Source organism: Aggregatibacter sp., assembly GCF_057314075.1.
This window is the reverse complement of record NZ_DBHLAR010000005.1, coordinates 200,555-218,827: the sequence shown is the minus strand read 5'-3', so window position 1 is coordinate 218,827 and position 18,273 is coordinate 200,555. Positions and strand designations below refer to the sequence as shown.

Genomic DNA, 18,273 nt, shown 5'->3' with positions numbered 1-18,273 from the left:
TTTGGGCTATATCATACGCTGATTTGGCCTAACTGGTCGAACGTTATAATTAATGCTTGCAATATTTTGGTTTCATAGTAAATTGCGCTCAGCTAACAAATGTAAGTCGAAATGATTTTCCCAACTCATAAGGAAGAACGAATGAAAAGAGCAGTAATCACCGGATTTGGTATTATTTCCAGTATTGGTAACAACAAAGAAGAAGTATTGGCTTCATTAAAAGCCGGTAAATCCGGTATTGAAATCGTACCTGAATTTATTGAAATGAAAATGCGCAGCCATGTGGCCGGTACCATTAAATTGGACCCGAGCGAGTTAATCGATCGTAAAGTGTATCGCTTCATGGGCGATGCGGCGGCATACGCTTATCTTTCTATGAAAGAAGCGATTGAAGATGCGGGTTTAACCGAAGAGCAAGTGTCTAACGAACGTACCGGCTTGGTGATCGGCGCTGGCACAGGCTCTGCCCACAACCAGTTGGTGGCTTGTGATGCTGTGCGTGGTCCGCGCGGCGTGAAAGCCATCGGCCCTTATGCCGTCACTAAAACTATGGCATCCAGCGTATCCGCTTGCTTAGCGACTCCATACAAAATCAAGGGTGTGAGTTACAGTATCAGTTCCGCTTGTGCCACTTCAGCACACTGTATTGGTAACGCATTAGAACTTATTCAATTAGGTAAACAAGACATCGTTTTCGCCGGTGGTGCAGAAGAATTATCTTGGGAATGTGCGACTGAATTTGACGCAATGGGCGCAGTGTCCACCAAATATAATGAAACCCCAACCAAAGCGTCTCGTGCGTATGATGCAAACCGTGACGGTTTCGTGATTGCCGGCGGCGGCGCAGTAGTGGTTGTAGAAGAATTAGAGCACGCATTGGCGCGTGGTGCGAAAATTTATGCGGAAATCGTCGGTTATGGTGCGACTTCCGATGGTTATGACATGGTGGCGCCAAGTGGTGAAGGCGCAGAACGTTGCATGAAACAAGCCATGGCAACCGTGGATACGCCGATTGATTACATCAACGTGCACGGTACATCAACGCCGGTAGGCGATGTGAAAGAGCTGGGTGCGATTAAAAACGTATTTGGCGATAAAATCCCGGCAATTTCTTCTACCAAATCCATGACAGGTCACTCTTTAGGGGCTGCCGGTGCGCACGAGGCGATTTATACCTTGTTAATGTTAGATAACGATTTCATCGCCCCAAGCATTAACATTGAAACTTTGGACGAACAAGTCGTGGGTTGCAACATTGTGACTGAAACAAAAGAAAATGCCGGTTTACAAACCGTGATGTCTAACAGTTTCGGTTTTGGTGGCACGAATGCCACACTCGTGTTTAAACGTTATAACGGTTAATTTGTCGAGTTATTTCTCTGAAAAGTGCGGTCGAAATTCAATGTGTTTTTCGACCGCACTTTTTTTGTCTTTAAAACGCCTCAGCATCCTTTGTACAGTTAAGGTACAATATTTATTATTTCTCTGTTTCCATGGAATCCTATGAAGAATATCAAACAGTTCGGTAGTTTTGCTCATCGCTATGTGGATTGGGTTGTCCGCCTGGGGAAAACCCGTTTTTCTATTTTAGGTGTGTTAATTTTGGCCATCTTGGCATTATGTACACAAATGGTATTAAGCCTAATTTTTGTTGGCACAATCTATTGGCAGGATCTTCTACGTTCTATTGTATTCGGCATGATTTCTGCGCCTTTTGTGATTTATTTCTTTACGTTATTGGTAGAGAAATTAGAACGTTCTCGTCAAGCGCTGTCCCATTCGGTGGAGAAACTACAAAATGAAGTGGAAGTGCGTCTTTTGGCGGAAAAACGCTTGTCGGCCGCGTTGGATAAAGTGGAAAAAATTAGCCGAGATAAAACCATATTAATGACTACGATTAGCCATGAATTACGCACGCCGTTAAATGGCATTATTGGGTTGAGCCGTATTTTATTGGAAGAGCAGCCGACAGCGCGCCAGAGCAGTTATTTAAGGACTATTAACAGCAGCGCAGTTTCCCTTTCTCATATTTTCAGTGACATTCTTGATTTAGAAAAAATCGATGCGCATCGTATTGAGTTAAATCGTAAAGAAACGGATTTATATGCGTTGCTTAATGATATCAGTAATTTTGCAGTACTTATTGCAGGAGAAAAACACTTAGAATTTCGTTTAATTTGTCCGCCGACATTACCGAATTGGTTAATGTTGGATGGTGTGCGATTAAGCCAAATTTTATGGAATTTGATTACGAATGCGGTGAAATTTACTCCGAAGGGAAGCGTGACCTTATCTATTGAGCAAATGGCAGAAGATGAATTTGCCATTCGTGTGACGGATACCGGTATTGGGATTGCGGAAGATGATTTAGAGAAAGTCTTTGAACTGTATTATCAAGTGGATTCTCATCACTACAAATCTCTGGGTAGTGGGATTGGCTTGTCAATTTCTAAGACTATTGCACAGTTAATGGACGGCGATTTGACGGTAAGTAGCGAATTAGGAAAGGGGGCAACCTTCTTACTGACTTTTAAAGCCAAAGAAGCACAACCGCCGGTAGAAAGTAGCAATAAAGTGCCGTTAAAACTCTGTATTTTGTTGGTGGAAGACATTGAAGTGAATATTGTTGTCGCAAAATCCATGTTGCAAAAACTCGGTTACCAAATTGATGTTGCCATGACTGGAGCGGAAGCGATTCAAAAATTTGAAGAAAATTATTACGATCTGATTTTCTTAGATATTCAGTTACCGGATATGTCAGGTTTTGATATTGCCCATCATTTGCGTAAAAACTATGAAAATGGCACTTATGATTTCCTTCCGCCATTGATTGCGTTGACAGCGAATGTGGTGCAAAAGAAAGAGGCTTATTTGGAACAAGGTATGGATGATGTTATTCATAAGCCGTTATCGCTCGATGAATTAAATCAATGTTTGTTGGATTATTTTGGTGAAGAGATCAAATATTTTGATGTGATGGAAAAGAAACCGTTACAGGAATCTACAGATTTTGACACAAAAATGCTCGGTGAGTTAATTGAGATGCTGGGTGTGAAGTTTGTGCAGGATAATCTCACTTTATTTGAACAGGCTATGAGCGGTTATGTTATAGAATTGCAACAGGCTTACCAAGCGTATGAGAAAGCGCCGGAACAGCAAGCTGAACTGCTTTCTACAGCGCATAAAATAAAAGGTGCTTTGGCGTCGTTGGGGTTAAAACGCTTGCAAAAAATTGCTGGATTAGCACAGAACGGTTGTGCAGAAAATTGGCAGGAGAATATTGCGTATTGGGTGGATATTTTGGTGCAAGAATGGCAGTTAGATGTGAATAAATTACGCCAGTGGCTCGGTGATATGTAGTTAAAATACAAAAAATAACGACCGCACTTTGGTAAAGTGCGGTCGTTTTTTATGGCGTTTTTAACGTTTCATGAATGGGAAGATTATTTTTTCTTCGCGTATTTCAAGGAGTCGATAGCCACTGCAAGGATGATAATGCTACCTTTGATGATATATTGCCAGTAAGGGTTTACACCGATATACGTTAAACCATAGTTGATCACGGTGAAGATGATTACCCCGGTAATCACACCGATAACCGTCCCTACGCCACCGGCGAAAGACACACCGCCTACTACGCAGGCTGCGATAGCATCCAATTCATACATGAAACCGAGGTTATTGGTGGCGGAACCGATACGACCGGCCTCTAACATACCACCGAAAGCGTAGAACATACCGGCAATCATGTAGATGACAACAAGGTTGCGCGCCACGTTGACACCGGAGACTTTGGCCGCTTCTGGGTTACCACCGATAGCAAAAATGTTTTTACCAAAGCGTGTTTTGTTCCACATCACCCACACACCGAAAGCACAAATGGCCGCATAAATGGTGATGTAGGAGAGCTTAAATGAACCTAAGCGAATAAAACCTTGCGCAAAGGTGGAGAAATTTTCGCTGAAACCGGCAATCGGGGAGCCGCCTACGGCATCGTAATAAAGGGAATTGAAACCGTAAACGATAATCATGGTACCCATTGTCGCGATAAACGGGGTTACGTTTAAGTAAGCGATCACCAAACCATTTACTAAACCGATGACTGCACCCACAGCACAAACAGCAAGGATAACCACCGGAATTGGAATTTCACCAAGGTCAGGGAATACGCGGTTCATGTTTTCCATGGATTGCAACAGGGTTGCGGAGATAACCGCAGCGAGACCAACCTGACGACCGGCGGATAAGTCGGTACCTTGTGTGACCAATAAACCGGCAACCCCAAGCGCGATAATGAGACGCACGGAGGATTGGGTCAGAATGTTACTGAAGTTAACCAAGTTAAGAAATGTCGGATCTTGTGCGATGATGATGCCAAGTAAAATCAACAACACAAAATAAATCGCATTTTGCTTTAAGAAATCGAATGATTTATTTTTTTCTAAGGCACTCATAATTTGTTCCTTTGTAATTTATAAATATTTTGCGGCAAGTTGCAAAATTTCTTCTTGAGAGGTTTTTGCCGTTTCAACGATACCGGCAACTTTGCCATTACTCATCACGAGAATACGGTCGGTTACCCCAAGGAGTTCAGGCATTTCGGAAGAAATCATGATGATACCTTTATCCTTTTTCGCCAGTTCCTGAATTAATTGGTAAATTTCAAATTTTGCACCGATATCAATCCCACGGGTTGGTTCGTCTAACATCAGAATCTCCGGTTGGGTTAATAACCAACGACCGATAATGACTTTTTGTTGGTTACCACCGGAAAGTGAGCCAATCGTTGTTTTGTGTGATGGTGTCTTCACATTCATGGAATCAATGACCCATTGCGTATCACTGTTCATTTTCTTGTTACTGAGCAGTTTCCAAGGGGTTAAATAAGATTTCATGTTGGAAATCAACGAGTTGAACTCAATGCTTAAGTTAGAGTAAATCCCCGTTGAACGACGTTCTTCGGTCACGAGCGCAAAACCATTATTGATTGCCTCAAGTGCGGTGTGATTTTTTACTGTTTTTCCGTTGAGTTTAATCGTGCCGCTTTTCAGTTCACGCACACCAAAAATGGCTTCCACGATATCCGTACGTTTCGCACCGACAAGGCCGGCAATCCCTAAAATTTCGCCTTTACGTAAATTGAAAGACACATTTTGAATAGAAGGTTGGTTTAACGCTGTCAGGTTTTCCACTTCTAAGGTGATTTCTTTTGGAACGTTAGTTTTTTCCGGGAAACGTTGAGTCAGTTCACGGCCTACCATCATGGACACAATTTGATCCATGGTTGTGCCTTTTACCGGAATGGTGTTAATCCATTTGCCATCGCGTAAAATGGTGATTTCATCACAAATTTTGAAGATTTCGTCCATTTTGTGAGAAATGTAAATAATACCGCAGCCGCGATCTTTTAATTTTTGAATAATTTTAAACAGATGTTCTACTTCTTTTTCAGAAAGTGAGGATGTCGGTTCATCCATAATCACAATTTTTGCGTTGTAAGAAAACGCTTTCGCAATTTCGATCATCTGCATTTGTGAAACGGAGAGTTTGGCGACTTTTTCCCTTGGATCAACATCAATGTCCAATTCATCAAAAATCGCTTTGGTATCACGGTACATTTTCGCGTGATCCACAAAAGGCCCTTTCAGCGGGTAACGACCTAACCATAGGTTATCCATAACGCTGGTTTGACGCACAAGGTTAAGTTCTTGGTGCACCATGGAAATGCCGTTTTCTAAAGCTTCTTTTGAGGTTTTAAAATTCACGGGTTTGCCTAAAAACAAGATTTCACCTTCGTCTTTAGCGTAAATGCCGAACAAGCATTTTAACAACGTGGATTTACCCGCACCGTTTTCCCCCATCAATGCGTGTACAGAATGCGAACGGACGCTTAAGTTTGCGTGATCTAAGGCTTTTACGCCCGGAAAGGACTTGCTGACATTAGTCATGGTAAGCAGAACTTCGCCATTTTGGCTTCCGCTTTGACTGTGAATTTGTTCTGTCATATCCAACCTCATAAATAAAGGGGAAGGGACATAAGTGTTGTCCTACGCTTCCCCTTACATTAATAAAACAAATTTATTTTAAGAATTCAGATAAGTTATCTTTATCTACGCCCACATAAGGAACACGTACCACACGATCTTTAAGTTCCCATTTTGTGCCTTCGGTTGCCGGTTTGCCGTTCGCTAAGTTATTCGATAACTCAACAACTGCTTTACCTTGGTTTACACCGTCATTTAACACCGTACCGGCAAGCTCACCTTTCTTGATCAGTTGTAATGCTTCAGGTAGTGCGTCAACACCGAAGATTGGTAGTTTTTTACCATGTGCTTTAGTCGCTTCTAATGCGCCTAATGCCATACCGTCGTTGTTAGAAATGATCACTTCAATGTCATTTGCTTTAGAGCTGGACAACCAGGCATCCACTTTATCTTTCGCCAATGCCGCATCCCACATACCGGTATCAATGAAGAGTTGTTCAGTTTGGATACCTTGCGCATTTAATTGCTCAATTACATATTTAGTACGAGCTTCCGCATCTGGGTGGCCTGGTTCGCCTTTCAATAAAACGTATTGGATTTTACCGTCTTTGTTTAAGTCTAATGCCGGCATAGCTTTCCATTGTTTAGCAATTAAGTCACCTTGGATAATGCCTGATTCTTTTGGATCAGTACCAACAAAGTAAGCGTTATCATAAGAAGCAATCGCTTTTGCACCCGGGTCTTTATTGAAGAATACAACAGGAATATTGTCCGGTTTTGCTTTACCAATAATGGTTGGTGCCGCAGATGGGTCAACTAAGTTGATGGCTAATGCTTTTACACCTTTGGACAGTAAGACGTCAACTTGGTCGTTTTGAATTGACTGTGCGTTTTGAGAGTCATTCATTAATAATTTCACGTCTTTTAATTGATCTGCGTCTTTTTGAATTTCTTTGCGCATTAAAGACATGAAGTTGTCATCATATTTATAAATAGTTACACCGATACGGGTTTCTGCTTGTGCTGCACTGATGCCGGCACCAAAAGCTACTGCTAAAGCAACTGCACTTAATACGGTTTTTTTCATAATGCATGTTCTCCATTCATTGTGGGTATAAATAATAAGAGGGCTTTGTTTCAGTGATAATTCATTAAAGCATTATTATCAATCATCTTACCTTTTTACACTGCAATCGCTACTCGGGTAATTGGCGGTAAGGATACCTTGTTTTTTGTGGAAAGAATGTGATCATATTCACATTTATGAAAACGATTACATCTTTCGCTTAAAAATAATGCAGTTCTAATTCTATTTTTCCCTTGCCTCTCTATTTGTTACCGAGAAACGCTTTACTAATGTTGGATTAAATTGCGGATTAATGGGCATAGATAAGGTTTTATCCACTAAGCTTAATGCCAGTTTTGCAGCATAATTCGCCATAAGATCAATGGGATAACGAATGGTTGTAAGTTTCGGCACTAAATAACGAGCGATAGGCATATCGTCAAAACCAATAATAGAGAATTGTTTCGGCACGTTAATATTGTTTTCATTGAGGACGGATAGCGCACCTGCTGCCATAGAATCGTTGTAGGCCACCACTGCTGTTAAATTATCGTTATAACTCAATAAGTTAATCATAGCTTCCTCCCCGCCCTCAAAATCCGGTGTGCTATGCACGATGGCATTTTCAACAATGGGGAGCCCCTGTTCTGTAAGCGCATTCAAATAACCTTGTTTACGCTCTGCTTCGTCATTAATTCTATGGTTCGAACCAATATAACCGATATGGCGATGCCCTGCGTTAATCAGCGTATTAGTCGCGATATAGGTGCCTTTTTGGTTATCCAATCCGACACAGCGGGATTCATAGCCTTTAATGCAACGGTTGATAATGACCATGCCCGGTACGCTTTCTAAATAATCTGCTAATGTTTGATCATCTAGCGCCTTGGAATGCACGACCAAACAATGACAACGTTTACGCAGCAGGGTATCAATGGCCTCTTTTTCTTTCTCCGCTTGGTGGTAGCCCATACCAATCAAAATATTTTTGCCATGTTCCATGGCAACGTGATCGACCGCTTTTACTAAAATCGCAAAAAAAGCATCCGTTACATCGGTCACCACAACCCCTAATGTATCCGAACTCTGCGAAGCCAACGCTTGCGCATTGGCATTCGGACGGTAGCCTAATTGCTCAATCGCATTCAGTACAGCGGCACGGGTGTGTTCTTTTGCACAAGGATGGTTATTTAATACCCTAGAGACCGTTGCGACAGAAACACCGGCTTGTTTTGCCACATCACGAATCGTAACCATGCAGACCCCTTTCTAGATAAAAATGAAAACAACGGAAATCATAATCAGAAAAAAGATTTTTTGGAAACGTTTACTTTTAAAAGTGTCGTCTCTGTCACAGTTTTTCTAATAGCCTTATTGCTTAAATAAAAAGAAATGCATTTTTGTGATCTTGATAACAGTTTAATTTGTGAAATATGCTATTTTATGTCATATTTTTGTAATCGTTTTCATAAATAAAGAAGACATGCATAGAAGCAGATATAGAGGCGTATTATGACAACTGTTTTTGAACCTACCGATCACCCGCATCGCAGATATAACCCCTTAACCGACCAATGGGTTTTAGTTTCTCCTCATCGCGCTAAACGTCCATGGCAAGGGCAACAAGAGAAAGTCAATGAAGAACAAAAGCCAAGCCATGACCCGAATTGTTACCTTTGTCCACGCAATAAACGCATTACCGGTGAGCCGAATCCCGATTATCACAAACCTTATGTGTTTAAAAACGACTTCTCCGCGCTGTTAGAAGACACGCCTGCACCGCAACATAATGACAATCCGTTATTCCAAAGCTCGCAAGCGCGCGGGGAAAGTCGCGTGATTTGTTTTTCACCCGACCACAGTAAAACGTTGCCATTATTGACCGCACTTGAGATCGAAGAAGTCATTAAAGTCTGGCAAGAACAACTCCGTGAGCTTGGTCAAAAATACCAATGGGTACAAATCTTTGAAAATAAAGGCGCAGCGATGGGCTGTTCTAACCCACATCCACACGGACAAATTTGGGCAAATAGCTTTTTACCGAATGAAGTGGCGAGAGAAGATAAAGCACAACGGGAATACTATGAAAAATACGGTTCCGTGCTGTTAGTGGATTACGTCCAACAAGAACTGGCACGCAAAGAACGTATCGTCGTGGAGACAGAACATTGGGTTGCCGTGGTACCGTATTGGGCAGTTTGGCCGTTTGAAACCTTGTTGTTGCCAAAAGCACAGGTTAAACGCTTAACGGAATTAACTGACGCGCAAGCGAAAGATTTAGCCGTGATATTGAAAAAACTCACGACCAAATACGACAACTTATTTGAAACCTCTTTCCCGTATTCCATGGGTTTCCACACCGCACCGTTTAACGGCGAAGAAAACAACCATTGGCAATTGCATGCTCATTTTTACCCGCCGCTTTTACGCTCCGCTACCGTGCGTAAGTTTATGGTGGGTTACGAAATGCTTGGCGAGAGCCAACGTGATTTAACGGCAGAACAAGCAGCAGAAAGACTGCGTGCGTTGAGTGAAATTCACTATAAACTGAAATAATGCGCCCAATTCCCCTCTTTAGCAAAGAGGGGTTAGGGGAGATTTGGCAGAAGCTATACCAACCTCATACGAAATTTAAATATCACAATTAAATCTCCCCCTGCCCCTCTTTATAAAAGAGGGGAGTGGTTTGAGAGATATGATAAAGAGAAAGGAAATAACATGACCCCAATCCAAAAATCCCAACACATTTTCACCCAAAAATATAACAAACAACCTGAGTTGACCGTGTATGCGCCCGGTCGCGTTAATATCATCGGCGAACATACCGACTACAACGATGGCTTTGTGATGCCATGCGCCATTAACTATGGTACGGCGATTGCCGGCGCGAAACGCAGTGATCATATTTGGAATGTGTATGCCGCTGATTTGGATTTGTCTGATGAGTTTTCGCTAGATAAAGACATCCCACAAAGTGAACAAAAATGGGCGAACTATGTGCGTGGCGTGGTGAAATTCATTCAGGAACGTTGCCCTGATTTTAAACAAGGCGCGGATTTGGTGATTTCCGGCAACGTGCCGCATTCTTCGGGCTTAAGTTCTTCTGCGGCGTTGGAAGTGGCAACGGGAAAATTTTGTCAGCAGCTGAGCGATTTGCCTTTAAGCCATACAGATATTGCGCTTATCGGACAAAAAGCGGAAAACAAATTTGTTGGTGCTAACTGTGGCAATATGGATCAGTTGATTTCTGCACTCGGACAACAAGATCATTTATTGATGATTGACTGCCGTAGCCTTGAGACCCAACCAACGCCCGTGCCGCAGGATGTGGCGGTGATTATCGTGAATTCTAACGTGCCGCATGATTTGGTCACAGGTGAATACAACACCCGCCGTCAGCAATGTGAACGTGCAGCGGCGTTTTTCGGCGTGAAAGCCTTGCGAGATGTGTCTGTGACACAATTTAAAGAAAAAGAAGCAGAATTGACCGCACTTGATCCGCTGGTCGCAAAACGCGCCCGCCATGTGGTCACGGAAAATCAACGGGTGTTAGATGCGGTAGATGCCTTGAAACATAATGACTTAACCCGTCTTGGCGAATTAATGAGGCAGTCGCATGATTCCATGCGCGACGATTTTGAAATCACCGTGCCACAGATTGATTATTTAGTGGAATTGGCACAGTTAGTCATTGGTAAACAGGGCGGTGCACGCATGACCGGAGGTGGTTTCGGCGGTTGTATCGTTGCTCTTGCGCCACTCGATAAAGTAGAAGCCGTACGCAAAATCGTGGCAGACAATTATGAAAAACAAACAGGCTTGAAAGAAGACTTCTATGTTTGCACGGCTTCTCAAGGAGTGCGTGTATGCTAGAACAACACGCCCAAGGCACTGCGTCGGACGGCTTGCCGTTTCAGCTTTTCACGTTGCAAAATGCACAGGGAATGCGTGTGCAATTTACCGATTGGGGCGCAACGTGGACGTCTTGTCGCGTGCCGGTCAATGGAGAATTGCGTGAAGTCTTGCTGGGTTGCAAGTTGGAAGCGTATCCGGTTCAACAAGCCTATTTGGGGACGAGTGTGGGGCGTTATGCCAACCGCATTGCCAACGCGCAATTTCCACTTAATGATAAAATTGTGACCTTAACCGCCAACCAAGGAAAACATCAACTTCACGGCGGCGTCAACGGCTTTGATAAACGCCGTTGGGCATTAGGAAAGTGCGGTGAAAATTTCGTGTGTTTTTCCTTGCATTCTGCCGATGGCGATCAAGGCTTTCCCGGCAATGTGGATGTGACAGTCACTTACACCTTAACGGAAGAAAATTCAGTCAAAATTGAGTATGCAGGGAAAAGCGATCAGGATACGGCATTGAATTTAACTAACCACGCTTATTTCAATTTAGAAAACGCTGAGCAGGGGACAGATGTTCGTCATCACCGCTTGCGTCTGAATGCGGATTTCTATTTGCCGGTAGATAGCGAAGGCATACCAAACTCACCGTTAAAACACGTTGTCGGCACCAGTTTTGATTTTCGTGTTGCCAAGCCGATTCAACAGGATTTTATGCAAGGCGAACAGCTTGCCACCAAAGGCTACGATCATTCTTTTATCGTCAACAAAGCCTGGCAAAAACCTTGTGTTTTACTGAGTTCACCAAATGACGATTTGCATTTGGAAGTATTGACTTCACAAGCAGCATTACAGGTTTACACCGGCAATTACCTCTCCGGCACACCTACTCGACATGGTGCACAATACGCCGATTACAGTGGCGTTGCGTTGGAAACCCAATGTCTTCCCGACACGCCAAACCATCCCGAATGGCAAAATTATGGCGGCATTGTGAAAGCCGCTGAAGCATATTACCAATGGACGGAATATCGCTTTAAAGGAAATGATTAAACTAAAAGTGCGGCTAACATTTGCCGCATTTTTTCTTTCTGTCGTTTGTCTCTTATAGCCGTAGTTTAAGCGATTAACGCGCCTGTGTTGATGATTGCCTATTTTGTGATATGCCACAAAATTTAAGAGAAAAACAGACCGCACTTTCGTTCTTCCTTTTGCGCTTTCATGGCAAATATGGTACTTTCTCTCCTGTCAATCCGACGGCAACTTTTTTAATTTTTATGAACGAAGAACACTCGACCAACCAATCTGAAGTTACTAAAAAATCTTTTTTCCAATCCCTTTTCGGACGTTTCTTTCAAGGCGAACTTAAAAATCGCGATGAGTTAGTGGAAGTGATCCGAGATTCTGAACAAAATGATCTCATTGATCAAAATACCCGAGAAATGATTGAAGGCGTGATGGAAATCGCCGAGTTACGCGTACGCGATATTATGATTCCGCGTTCTCAAATCGTTTTCATTGAAACCGATCAGGATTTAGATTCTTGTTTGGACACCATCATTGAATCTGCCCACTCCCGTTTCCCGGTAATTGCCGATGCGGATGATCGCGACAATATCGTAGGAATTTTACATGCCAAAGATTTGCTGAAATACCTGCGTGCTAATGCCGAGGAATTTAATTTGTTGCATATGATCCGCCCGACCATGATCGTACCGGAAAGTAAACGTGTGGACAGAATGCTAAAAGATTTCCGTTCCGAACGTTTCCATATGGCGATTGTAGTGGATGAATTTGGTGCGGTGTCAGGTTTGGTGACCATTGAAGATGTGTTGGAGCAAATCGTCGGAGACATTGAAGACGAATTTGATGAAGAGGATGTGGCTGATATTCGCCAACTTTCCCGCCATGCTTACGCGGTGCGTGCCTTAACGGACATTGAAGATTTTAATCAACAATTTAACACCCAATTTAATGACGAAGAAGTGGATACCGTTGGTGGCTTGATTATGCAGGCATTCGGTTATTTACCAAAACGTGGTGAAGAAATTACGCTGGAAAATCTGCATTTTAAAGTAACTTCTGCAGACAGTCGTCGCATTATTCAACTTCGCGTTACCGTACCGGACGAATATTTGCCGGAAATGGAGAATGTCGAGAACCTAGCGGAGTAGTTTTCTCCGTTTGTAAGCAGCCAATCAGCCCGTTCTTTACAAAGAGCGAAATGGCATACCAACATATTGAAAGGATAAAAAGCAGGCATTTTGCCTGCTTCACTATTTTATGATGAAGAAATATCTCACTTACCTTATTGCGCTTATTTCAGGTGCCATCGGTGTATTTGCTTTTGCGCCTTTTCATTACTGGGCCTTGTCCTATGCGTCTTTGTTCGGTTTGATTTGGGTTATCAAAACACCACAAAAATCCACCGCACTTTTATCTGCTTTTTTATGGGGCTTGAGCTTCTTTACTTTTGGGGTGAACTGGCTGCATGTCAGTATCCATCAATTTGGAGATGCCCCTTTAGCAGTGAGTTATTTCTTGGTGGTGCTGTTAGCCGCATATTTGTCGTTGTATCCGCTCTTATTTGCGTATTTGGTGCGCCGCTTACAGGTGCAACGAGCAGTGATGTATCCTGTATTATGGACGTTAACTGAATTTTTGCGCGGTTGGGTTTTCACCGGCTTTCCTTGGTTGCAATTCGGTTATACGCAAATTGATAGTCCGTTTGCGGGGATTGCACCGATTTGGGGTGTTACCGGTTTAACCTTCTTGGCTATGTTCTTAAGTGCGGTCGCTTTTAACATCGTTTCTGCGTTATGGAATTCACCGAAAAAATGGAATGTTGTTTTGGCAAATAGTCTTATTTTAGTGGCTATTGGTGGGACGGCAAGTTACACATCAAAGATTAATTATGTAAAAGAAAACCCTGAAAAGGCGCTGAATGTTTCTTTAGTGCAAGGCAATATCGAACAAAATTTGAAATGGGATCCGAATTATCTGTATCAAACCATGGAAAATTATGGGCGATTAATTGGCGATAATTTGGGAAAAACGGATTTGATTATTTTGCCGGAAGCCGCATTTCCAACCTATGAAAACAGTATTCAACCGTTTTTCCAAATGTTGCAATCTTTGGCGGAAAAAACTAGTACGGAAGTGATGGTCGGCACGATTTATCAAGATGAAACCCTTGGCAAATTATTTAATTCTATTGTGGTGGTCGGGAATCAAATGGCACCTTATCAGATGCAAACGGCAAACCGTTATAACAAACATCATTTGGTACCGTTTGGTGAATATGTTCCGTTAGAAAGTATTTTGCGCCCGCTCGGTTCTGTGTTTAATTTACCCATGTCGGCTTTCGAAAGTGGCGCCCCTGTGCAGCAAGCCTTGCTGGCAAAGAACCTGAATTTTACCGCGGCAATTTGTTATGAAATTATTCTCGGTGCGCAATTACAGAAAAATCTCACGGCAAACAGTGATTTTATTCTCACAGTTTCTAATGATGCTTGGTTTGGTAATTCCATTGGCCCGTGGCAACATTTACAAATGGCACAAATGCGTGCGTTGGAACTCGGGAAACCGGTGATTCGCGCAACAAATACAGGCGTGACGGCATTTATTGATGCCCAAGGCAACATTGTGGCGCAAGCCCCGCAATTTGTGGAAACGGTGTTGACGCATCGTATTGCGCCGACACAAGGTAAAACCCCTTACAGCGTCTTTGGTGATATGCCATTATATGTCTTAAGTGCGACCTTTTTCCTGTTGCATTTGTTAGGTATGTGGCTTCAGCGCCTGCTCTTGAAACGGGTAAGAAAAGCTTGATGCGAAAAACAAAAACACCGGAGATTATCCGGTGTTTTTGTTTATGTCATAAAGCGAAATTAACGGCTACGGAATACGATGCGGCCTTTACTTAAATCGTATGGTGTCATTTCTACGGTCACTTTGTCGCCGGTTAAAATACGAATGTAGTTTTTACGCATTTTGCCGGAAATGTGTGCAATTACCACGTGGCCGTTTTCCAACTCAACGCGAAACATGGTGTTTGGCAAGGTTTCTAAGATAGTGCCTTGCATTTCAATGGAATCTTCTTTTGCCATTTGATCCTCTAAAATAATTAATCGGTTTTTCCGCCGGCTACTTTGGGCGGAATCTCATACAAAAAGTCGGTGCGGATTATACCGTTTTTGTTGGTGGCAAGAAAGTTTTTTAACGCAGATGCCCGTAGGAAGCGCTTTTTTATTGGATTCATGATGAGAAAACCCAATAAAACTGATATATTACAAGCCGTTATTCTCAATATTGAAGGAGAAATTATGTCTATGCAGGTTTTGCTTTCAAACCAACCGGCTTCGGCAGTTTGGGGTGAAAAGGCACTCATCAGTTTTAATGAAGATAAAGCGACTCTTCATTTAACCGATTTTTCTGACCGCACTTCTATACAAAAAGCCGCGCGGAAGTTACAAAATCAGGGGATTTCTGATGTTGCGTTAAGCGGGGAAGGCTGGCAATTGGAAAGTTGTTGGGCGTTTTATCAAGGTTTTTACAATGCGAAAAAGCAGTTTAAACTCCAGTTTCCGACGCTATCTTCCGAGCAACAACGAGAGCTAAATTATCGCATTCAATGCGGCGATTTCGTGCGGGAAATCATTAATTTGCCGGCAGCCATTTTAACGCCGGAAGAGCTTGCCCAACGCGCGGCGAAGTTTATCGGGCAGACGGCAGAGCAAGCTGCGAAGCAAAGTGCGGTCAGTTTTTCCATCGTTTCTCGTGAAGCATTGCTAGAACGTGGTTACCACGGTTTATGGCAGGTGGGGAAAGGATCGCAAAATCTGCCGGCCATGTTGCAGTTGGATTTCAACCCGACAGGCAATCCGGAAGCCCCAGTGTTGGCCTGTTTGGTGGGCAAAGGCATTACCTTTGACAGTGGTGGCTACAGCATTAAACCGAGTGATGGTATGAGCACCATGCGTACGGATATGGGCGGCGCCGCGTTATTGACGGGGGCGTTAGGCTTGGCGATTTTGCGTGGTTTAAATCAACGGGTTAAATTATTCCTTTGCTGCGCAGAAAACTTGGTGAGTAGTCGTGCCTTCAAATTGGGCGATATCATTCAATATCGTAATGGCGTGAGTGTCGAAATTCTTAATACCGATGCCGAAGGGCGCTTGGTATTGGCTGATGGCTTAATTGATGCGGATGCGCAACAACCTCAATTTATCGTGGATTGTGCTACGTTAACCGGTGCGGCAAAAGTGGCGGTGGGCAATGATTATCACAGTGTGTTATCCATGGATGATCAGTTAGTCGCCGATTTATTCCGTTCTGCTGAGCAAGAACAAGAGCCATTTTGGCGCTTGCCTTTCGCGGAATTACATCGCGGACAAATTAAAACAGCGTTCGCTGACATTGCCAATACCGGCACAGTTCCGGTGGGCGCAGGTGCGAGCACCGCAACAGCGTTTTTATCTTATTTCGTCAAAAATTATCAACAACATTGGTTACACATTGATTGTTCCGCCACTTATCGTAAAACCCCAAGCGACTTATGGGCGACCGGTGCGACCGGTATCGGTGTGCAAACCCTTGCCAATTTATTATTAGCTAAAGCAAAACAACAGTAAGAGGATGTGAAATGAGCTTACAACGAACGTTATCTATTATTAAACCAGATGCCGTAAAGCGTCATTTAATCGGCGCGATTTTGGCACGCTTTGAGCAACAAGGTTTTAAAGTGATTGCCGCTAAAATGGTACATTTTACTCAAGAGCAAGCAGAAGGCTTTTACGCCGAACACCAAGGCAAACCTTTTTTTGAGCCATTAGTGGAATACATGACTTCGGCACCGGTATTCGTGAGCGTGTTAGAAAAAGAAAATGCCGTGCAAGACTACCGCACGTTAATGGGAACGACCAATCCTGAAACGGCGGCAGAAGGCACAATTCGTCGTGATTTTGCCTTAAACCAACGGGAAAACTCCGTGCACGGTTCCGATAGCCCGGAAAGCGCAGCACGTGAGATTGCTTATTTCTTCGTTAATGACGAGATTTGCGATTATTAAGCTGGCACTTTAAATAAAAAGCCATTTTGTCAAAGCAAAGTGGCTTTTTTGTGGCTATAAACAAAAAAAGTGCGGTGGATTTTTCAGATATTTCAAAACACCTCGGAAATTTACCGCACTTCTGTTTTAGATAAGATAATTTAATGCAATGTAGTTACTTTACTTCGCGGAACATAATTTCTCCCGGAATCACAGACCCTTGCCAGTAAAGTTCGCTTGCCACTTTTTCGGCCAACTGCATGAAGGATTTTGCAATGTCATCTTCAGGTGCAGCGATAACCGTCGGTTCACCGCGATCCAAATCTTGACGAAGACGGATGTGTAACGGTTGTTGTCCTAATACTTTAATATTGTATTTATCCGCAATGCGTTCTGCACCGCCGGTGCCGAAAATGGCTTCTTGATGACCACAATTGCTGCAAATGTGCATGGACATATTTTCTACAATGCCTAATACCGGCACGGAAACCCGTTCAAACATGGCAATACCTTTTACTGCATCCAACAAAGCGATGTCTTGAGGCGTTGTCACGACAATAGCGCCGGTTACCGGAATTTGTTGGGACAGGGTAAGTTGAATATCACCGGTGCCCGGAGGCATATCGATCACAAGATAATCCAAGTCAGTCCATAGGGTTTCTTGTAAGAGTTGGCTTAATGCGCTGCTTGCCATTGGACCACGCCAAATGGTGGCGTTGTCTTCATCCATGAGGAAACCGATAGAGTTAGCATACAAGCCGTGTGCTTCGATTGGCGTGATGTGTTGGTTATCCGGTGAGGTTGGTCGTTGATGCGGTGCACCGAGCATGTGTGGAATGGAAGGACCGTAAATATCTGCATCTAAAATCCCTACGCGCGCACCTTGTTGTTGTAATGCAATGGCAAGGTTAACGGAAACAGTGGATTTACCCACGCCACCTTTACCGGAGCTCACCGCAATAATATTTTTTACGCCTTTCACTGCAGGATGGTTGTTGGCGCGTTTAAGGGTGGCGATTTGGTAGTTAAGCTGCCATTTGACATTTTCTACGTCTGCCGCCGCTTTTAACGGTTCGGTTAAGGCATTTTTTAATTCGGCAAACGCCGTGTTCCAAGCGAAAGGCATGGACAATTCGACGCGTAGCGTATTTCCGCCTTTTTCGACTTTTTTCAAGGTGTTGAGTGAAACAAGATCTTTTTGCAGAGTAGGATGTTGAAAGTGTTTAAATAGATGAACAAGGTGTTCCTTTTGCTGTTCCGTTAAATTGTCGGAAAATAATGTCGCCATAATGCTTCCTTTTTTATGTCATAAATTCGTCGGGC

At 43.2% G+C, this 18,273-nt stretch carries 15 protein-coding genes; 9 read left to right on the top strand and 6 right to left on the bottom strand.

Annotation, left to right across the window (positions count from 1 at the left end; translation table 11 throughout):
• Nucleotides 1–141: 141 nt before the first annotated feature.
• Together fabB and ACO5E4_RS04505 are read left to right on the top strand one after the other, a co-directional pair.
• On the top strand, nt 142–1,362 hold the full coding sequence (gene fabB, locus ACO5E4_RS04510; protein ID WP_485862209.1) for a beta-ketoacyl-ACP synthase I: 1,221 nt from the start codon (nt 142–144) through the stop codon (nt 1,360–1,362).
• A gap of 141 nt (nt 1,363–1,503) precedes the next feature.
• Entirely contained in the window at nt 1,504–3,360 is a 1,857-nt protein-coding gene (locus ACO5E4_RS04505; protein ID WP_485862208.1) for an ATP-binding protein, read from the top strand.
• Between the two features lie 83 nt (nt 3,361–3,443).
• Here the strand turns inward: ACO5E4_RS04505 and mglC are convergent, their stop codons facing one another.
• The 4 genes from mglC to ACO5E4_RS04485 all read right to left on the bottom strand — a co-directional run bounded on the left by mglC (nt 3,444) and on the right by ACO5E4_RS04485 (nt 8,307).
• Complete coding sequence (mglC, locus tag ACO5E4_RS04500) at nt 3,444–4,454, bottom strand: galactose/methyl galactoside ABC transporter permease MglC (RefSeq protein WP_454901289.1); 1,011 nt, start codon at nt 4,452–4,454, stop codon at nt 3,444–3,446.
• Nucleotides 4,455–4,472: 18 nt separating this feature from the next.
• The gene (gene mglA, locus ACO5E4_RS04495; RefSeq protein WP_454906563.1) at nt 4,473–6,005 is read right to left on the bottom strand and encodes a galactose/methyl galactoside ABC transporter ATP-binding protein MglA; all 1,533 of its coding nucleotides are present in this window, start codon (nt 6,003–6,005) and stop codon (nt 4,473–4,475) included.
• Between the two features lie 73 nt (nt 6,006–6,078).
• The gene (gene mglB, locus ACO5E4_RS04490; protein ID WP_021616310.1) at nt 6,079–7,071 is read right to left on the bottom strand and encodes a galactose/glucose ABC transporter substrate-binding protein MglB; all 993 of its coding nucleotides are present in this window, start codon (nt 7,069–7,071) and stop codon (nt 6,079–6,081) included.
• A 222-nt stretch (nt 7,072–7,293) separates the two neighbouring features.
• Nucleotides 7,294–8,307, bottom strand: coding sequence for a substrate-binding domain-containing protein (locus tag ACO5E4_RS04485; protein ID WP_314953340.1), 1,014 nt, complete (start codon nt 8,305–8,307; stop codon nt 7,294–7,296).
• A 255-nt stretch (nt 8,308–8,562) separates the two neighbouring features.
• Between ACO5E4_RS04485 and galT the strand changes: the two genes are divergently transcribed.
• The 5 genes from galT (at nt 8,563) to lnt (ending at nt 14,732) form a co-directional block, all read left to right on the top strand.
• Entirely contained in the window at nt 8,563–9,606 is a 1,044-nt protein-coding gene (galT, locus tag ACO5E4_RS04480; protein WP_485862207.1) for a galactose-1-phosphate uridylyltransferase, read from the top strand.
• 162 nt (nt 9,607–9,768) lie between these two features.
• Nucleotides 9,769–10,923, top strand: a complete 1,155-nt coding sequence (gene galK, locus ACO5E4_RS04475) for a galactokinase (protein ID WP_485862206.1) — start codon at nt 9,769–9,771, stop codon at nt 10,921–10,923.
• Entirely contained in the window at nt 10,917–11,954 is a 1,038-nt protein-coding gene (gene galM, locus ACO5E4_RS04470; RefSeq protein WP_485862205.1) for a galactose-1-epimerase, read from the top strand. Before galK ends, galM begins: the two co-directional genes overlap by 7 nt.
• 224 nt (nt 11,955–12,178) lie before the next feature.
• The gene (gene corC, locus ACO5E4_RS04465) at nt 12,179–13,075 is read left to right on the top strand and encodes a CNNM family magnesium/cobalt transport protein CorC (RefSeq protein ID WP_032998092.1); all 897 of its coding nucleotides are present in this window, start codon (nt 12,179–12,181) and stop codon (nt 13,073–13,075) included.
• A gap of 112 nt (nt 13,076–13,187) precedes the next feature.
• Nucleotides 13,188–14,732 carry an apolipoprotein N-acyltransferase gene (gene lnt, locus ACO5E4_RS04460; protein ID WP_485862258.1) on the top strand — a complete coding sequence of 515 codons (1,545 nt, stop codon included), beginning with the start codon at nt 13,188–13,190 and terminating at the stop codon, nt 14,730–14,732.
• Nucleotides 14,733–14,791: 59 nt separating this feature from the next.
• On the opposite strand, the gene infA is transcribed toward lnt, so the two are convergent.
• Entirely contained in the window at nt 14,792–15,010 is a 219-nt protein-coding gene (gene infA, locus ACO5E4_RS04455) for a translation initiation factor IF-1 (RefSeq protein ID WP_006717435.1), read from the bottom strand.
• Nucleotides 15,011–15,232: 222 nt separating this feature from the next.
• On the opposite strand from infA, the gene pepB reads away from it, so the two are divergent.
• Together pepB and ndk are read left to right on the top strand one after the other, a co-directional pair.
• Entirely contained in the window at nt 15,233–16,534 is a 1,302-nt protein-coding gene (gene pepB / locus ACO5E4_RS04450) for an aminopeptidase PepB (RefSeq protein ID WP_485862257.1), read from the top strand.
• An 11-nt stretch (nt 16,535–16,545) separates the two neighbouring features.
• Complete coding sequence (gene ndk / locus ACO5E4_RS04445; RefSeq protein WP_485862204.1) at nt 16,546–16,971, top strand: nucleoside-diphosphate kinase; 426 nt, start codon at nt 16,546–16,548, stop codon at nt 16,969–16,971.
• A 154-nt stretch (nt 16,972–17,125) separates the two neighbouring features.
• On the opposite strand, the gene apbC is transcribed toward ndk, so the two are convergent.
• Nucleotides 17,126–18,238: an iron-sulfur cluster carrier protein ApbC gene (gene apbC / locus ACO5E4_RS04440; protein ID WP_485862203.1), complete on the bottom strand. Its 1,113-nt coding sequence runs from the start codon at nt 18,236–18,238 to the stop codon at nt 17,126–17,128.
• Nucleotides 18,239–18,273 lie beyond the last annotated feature (35 nt).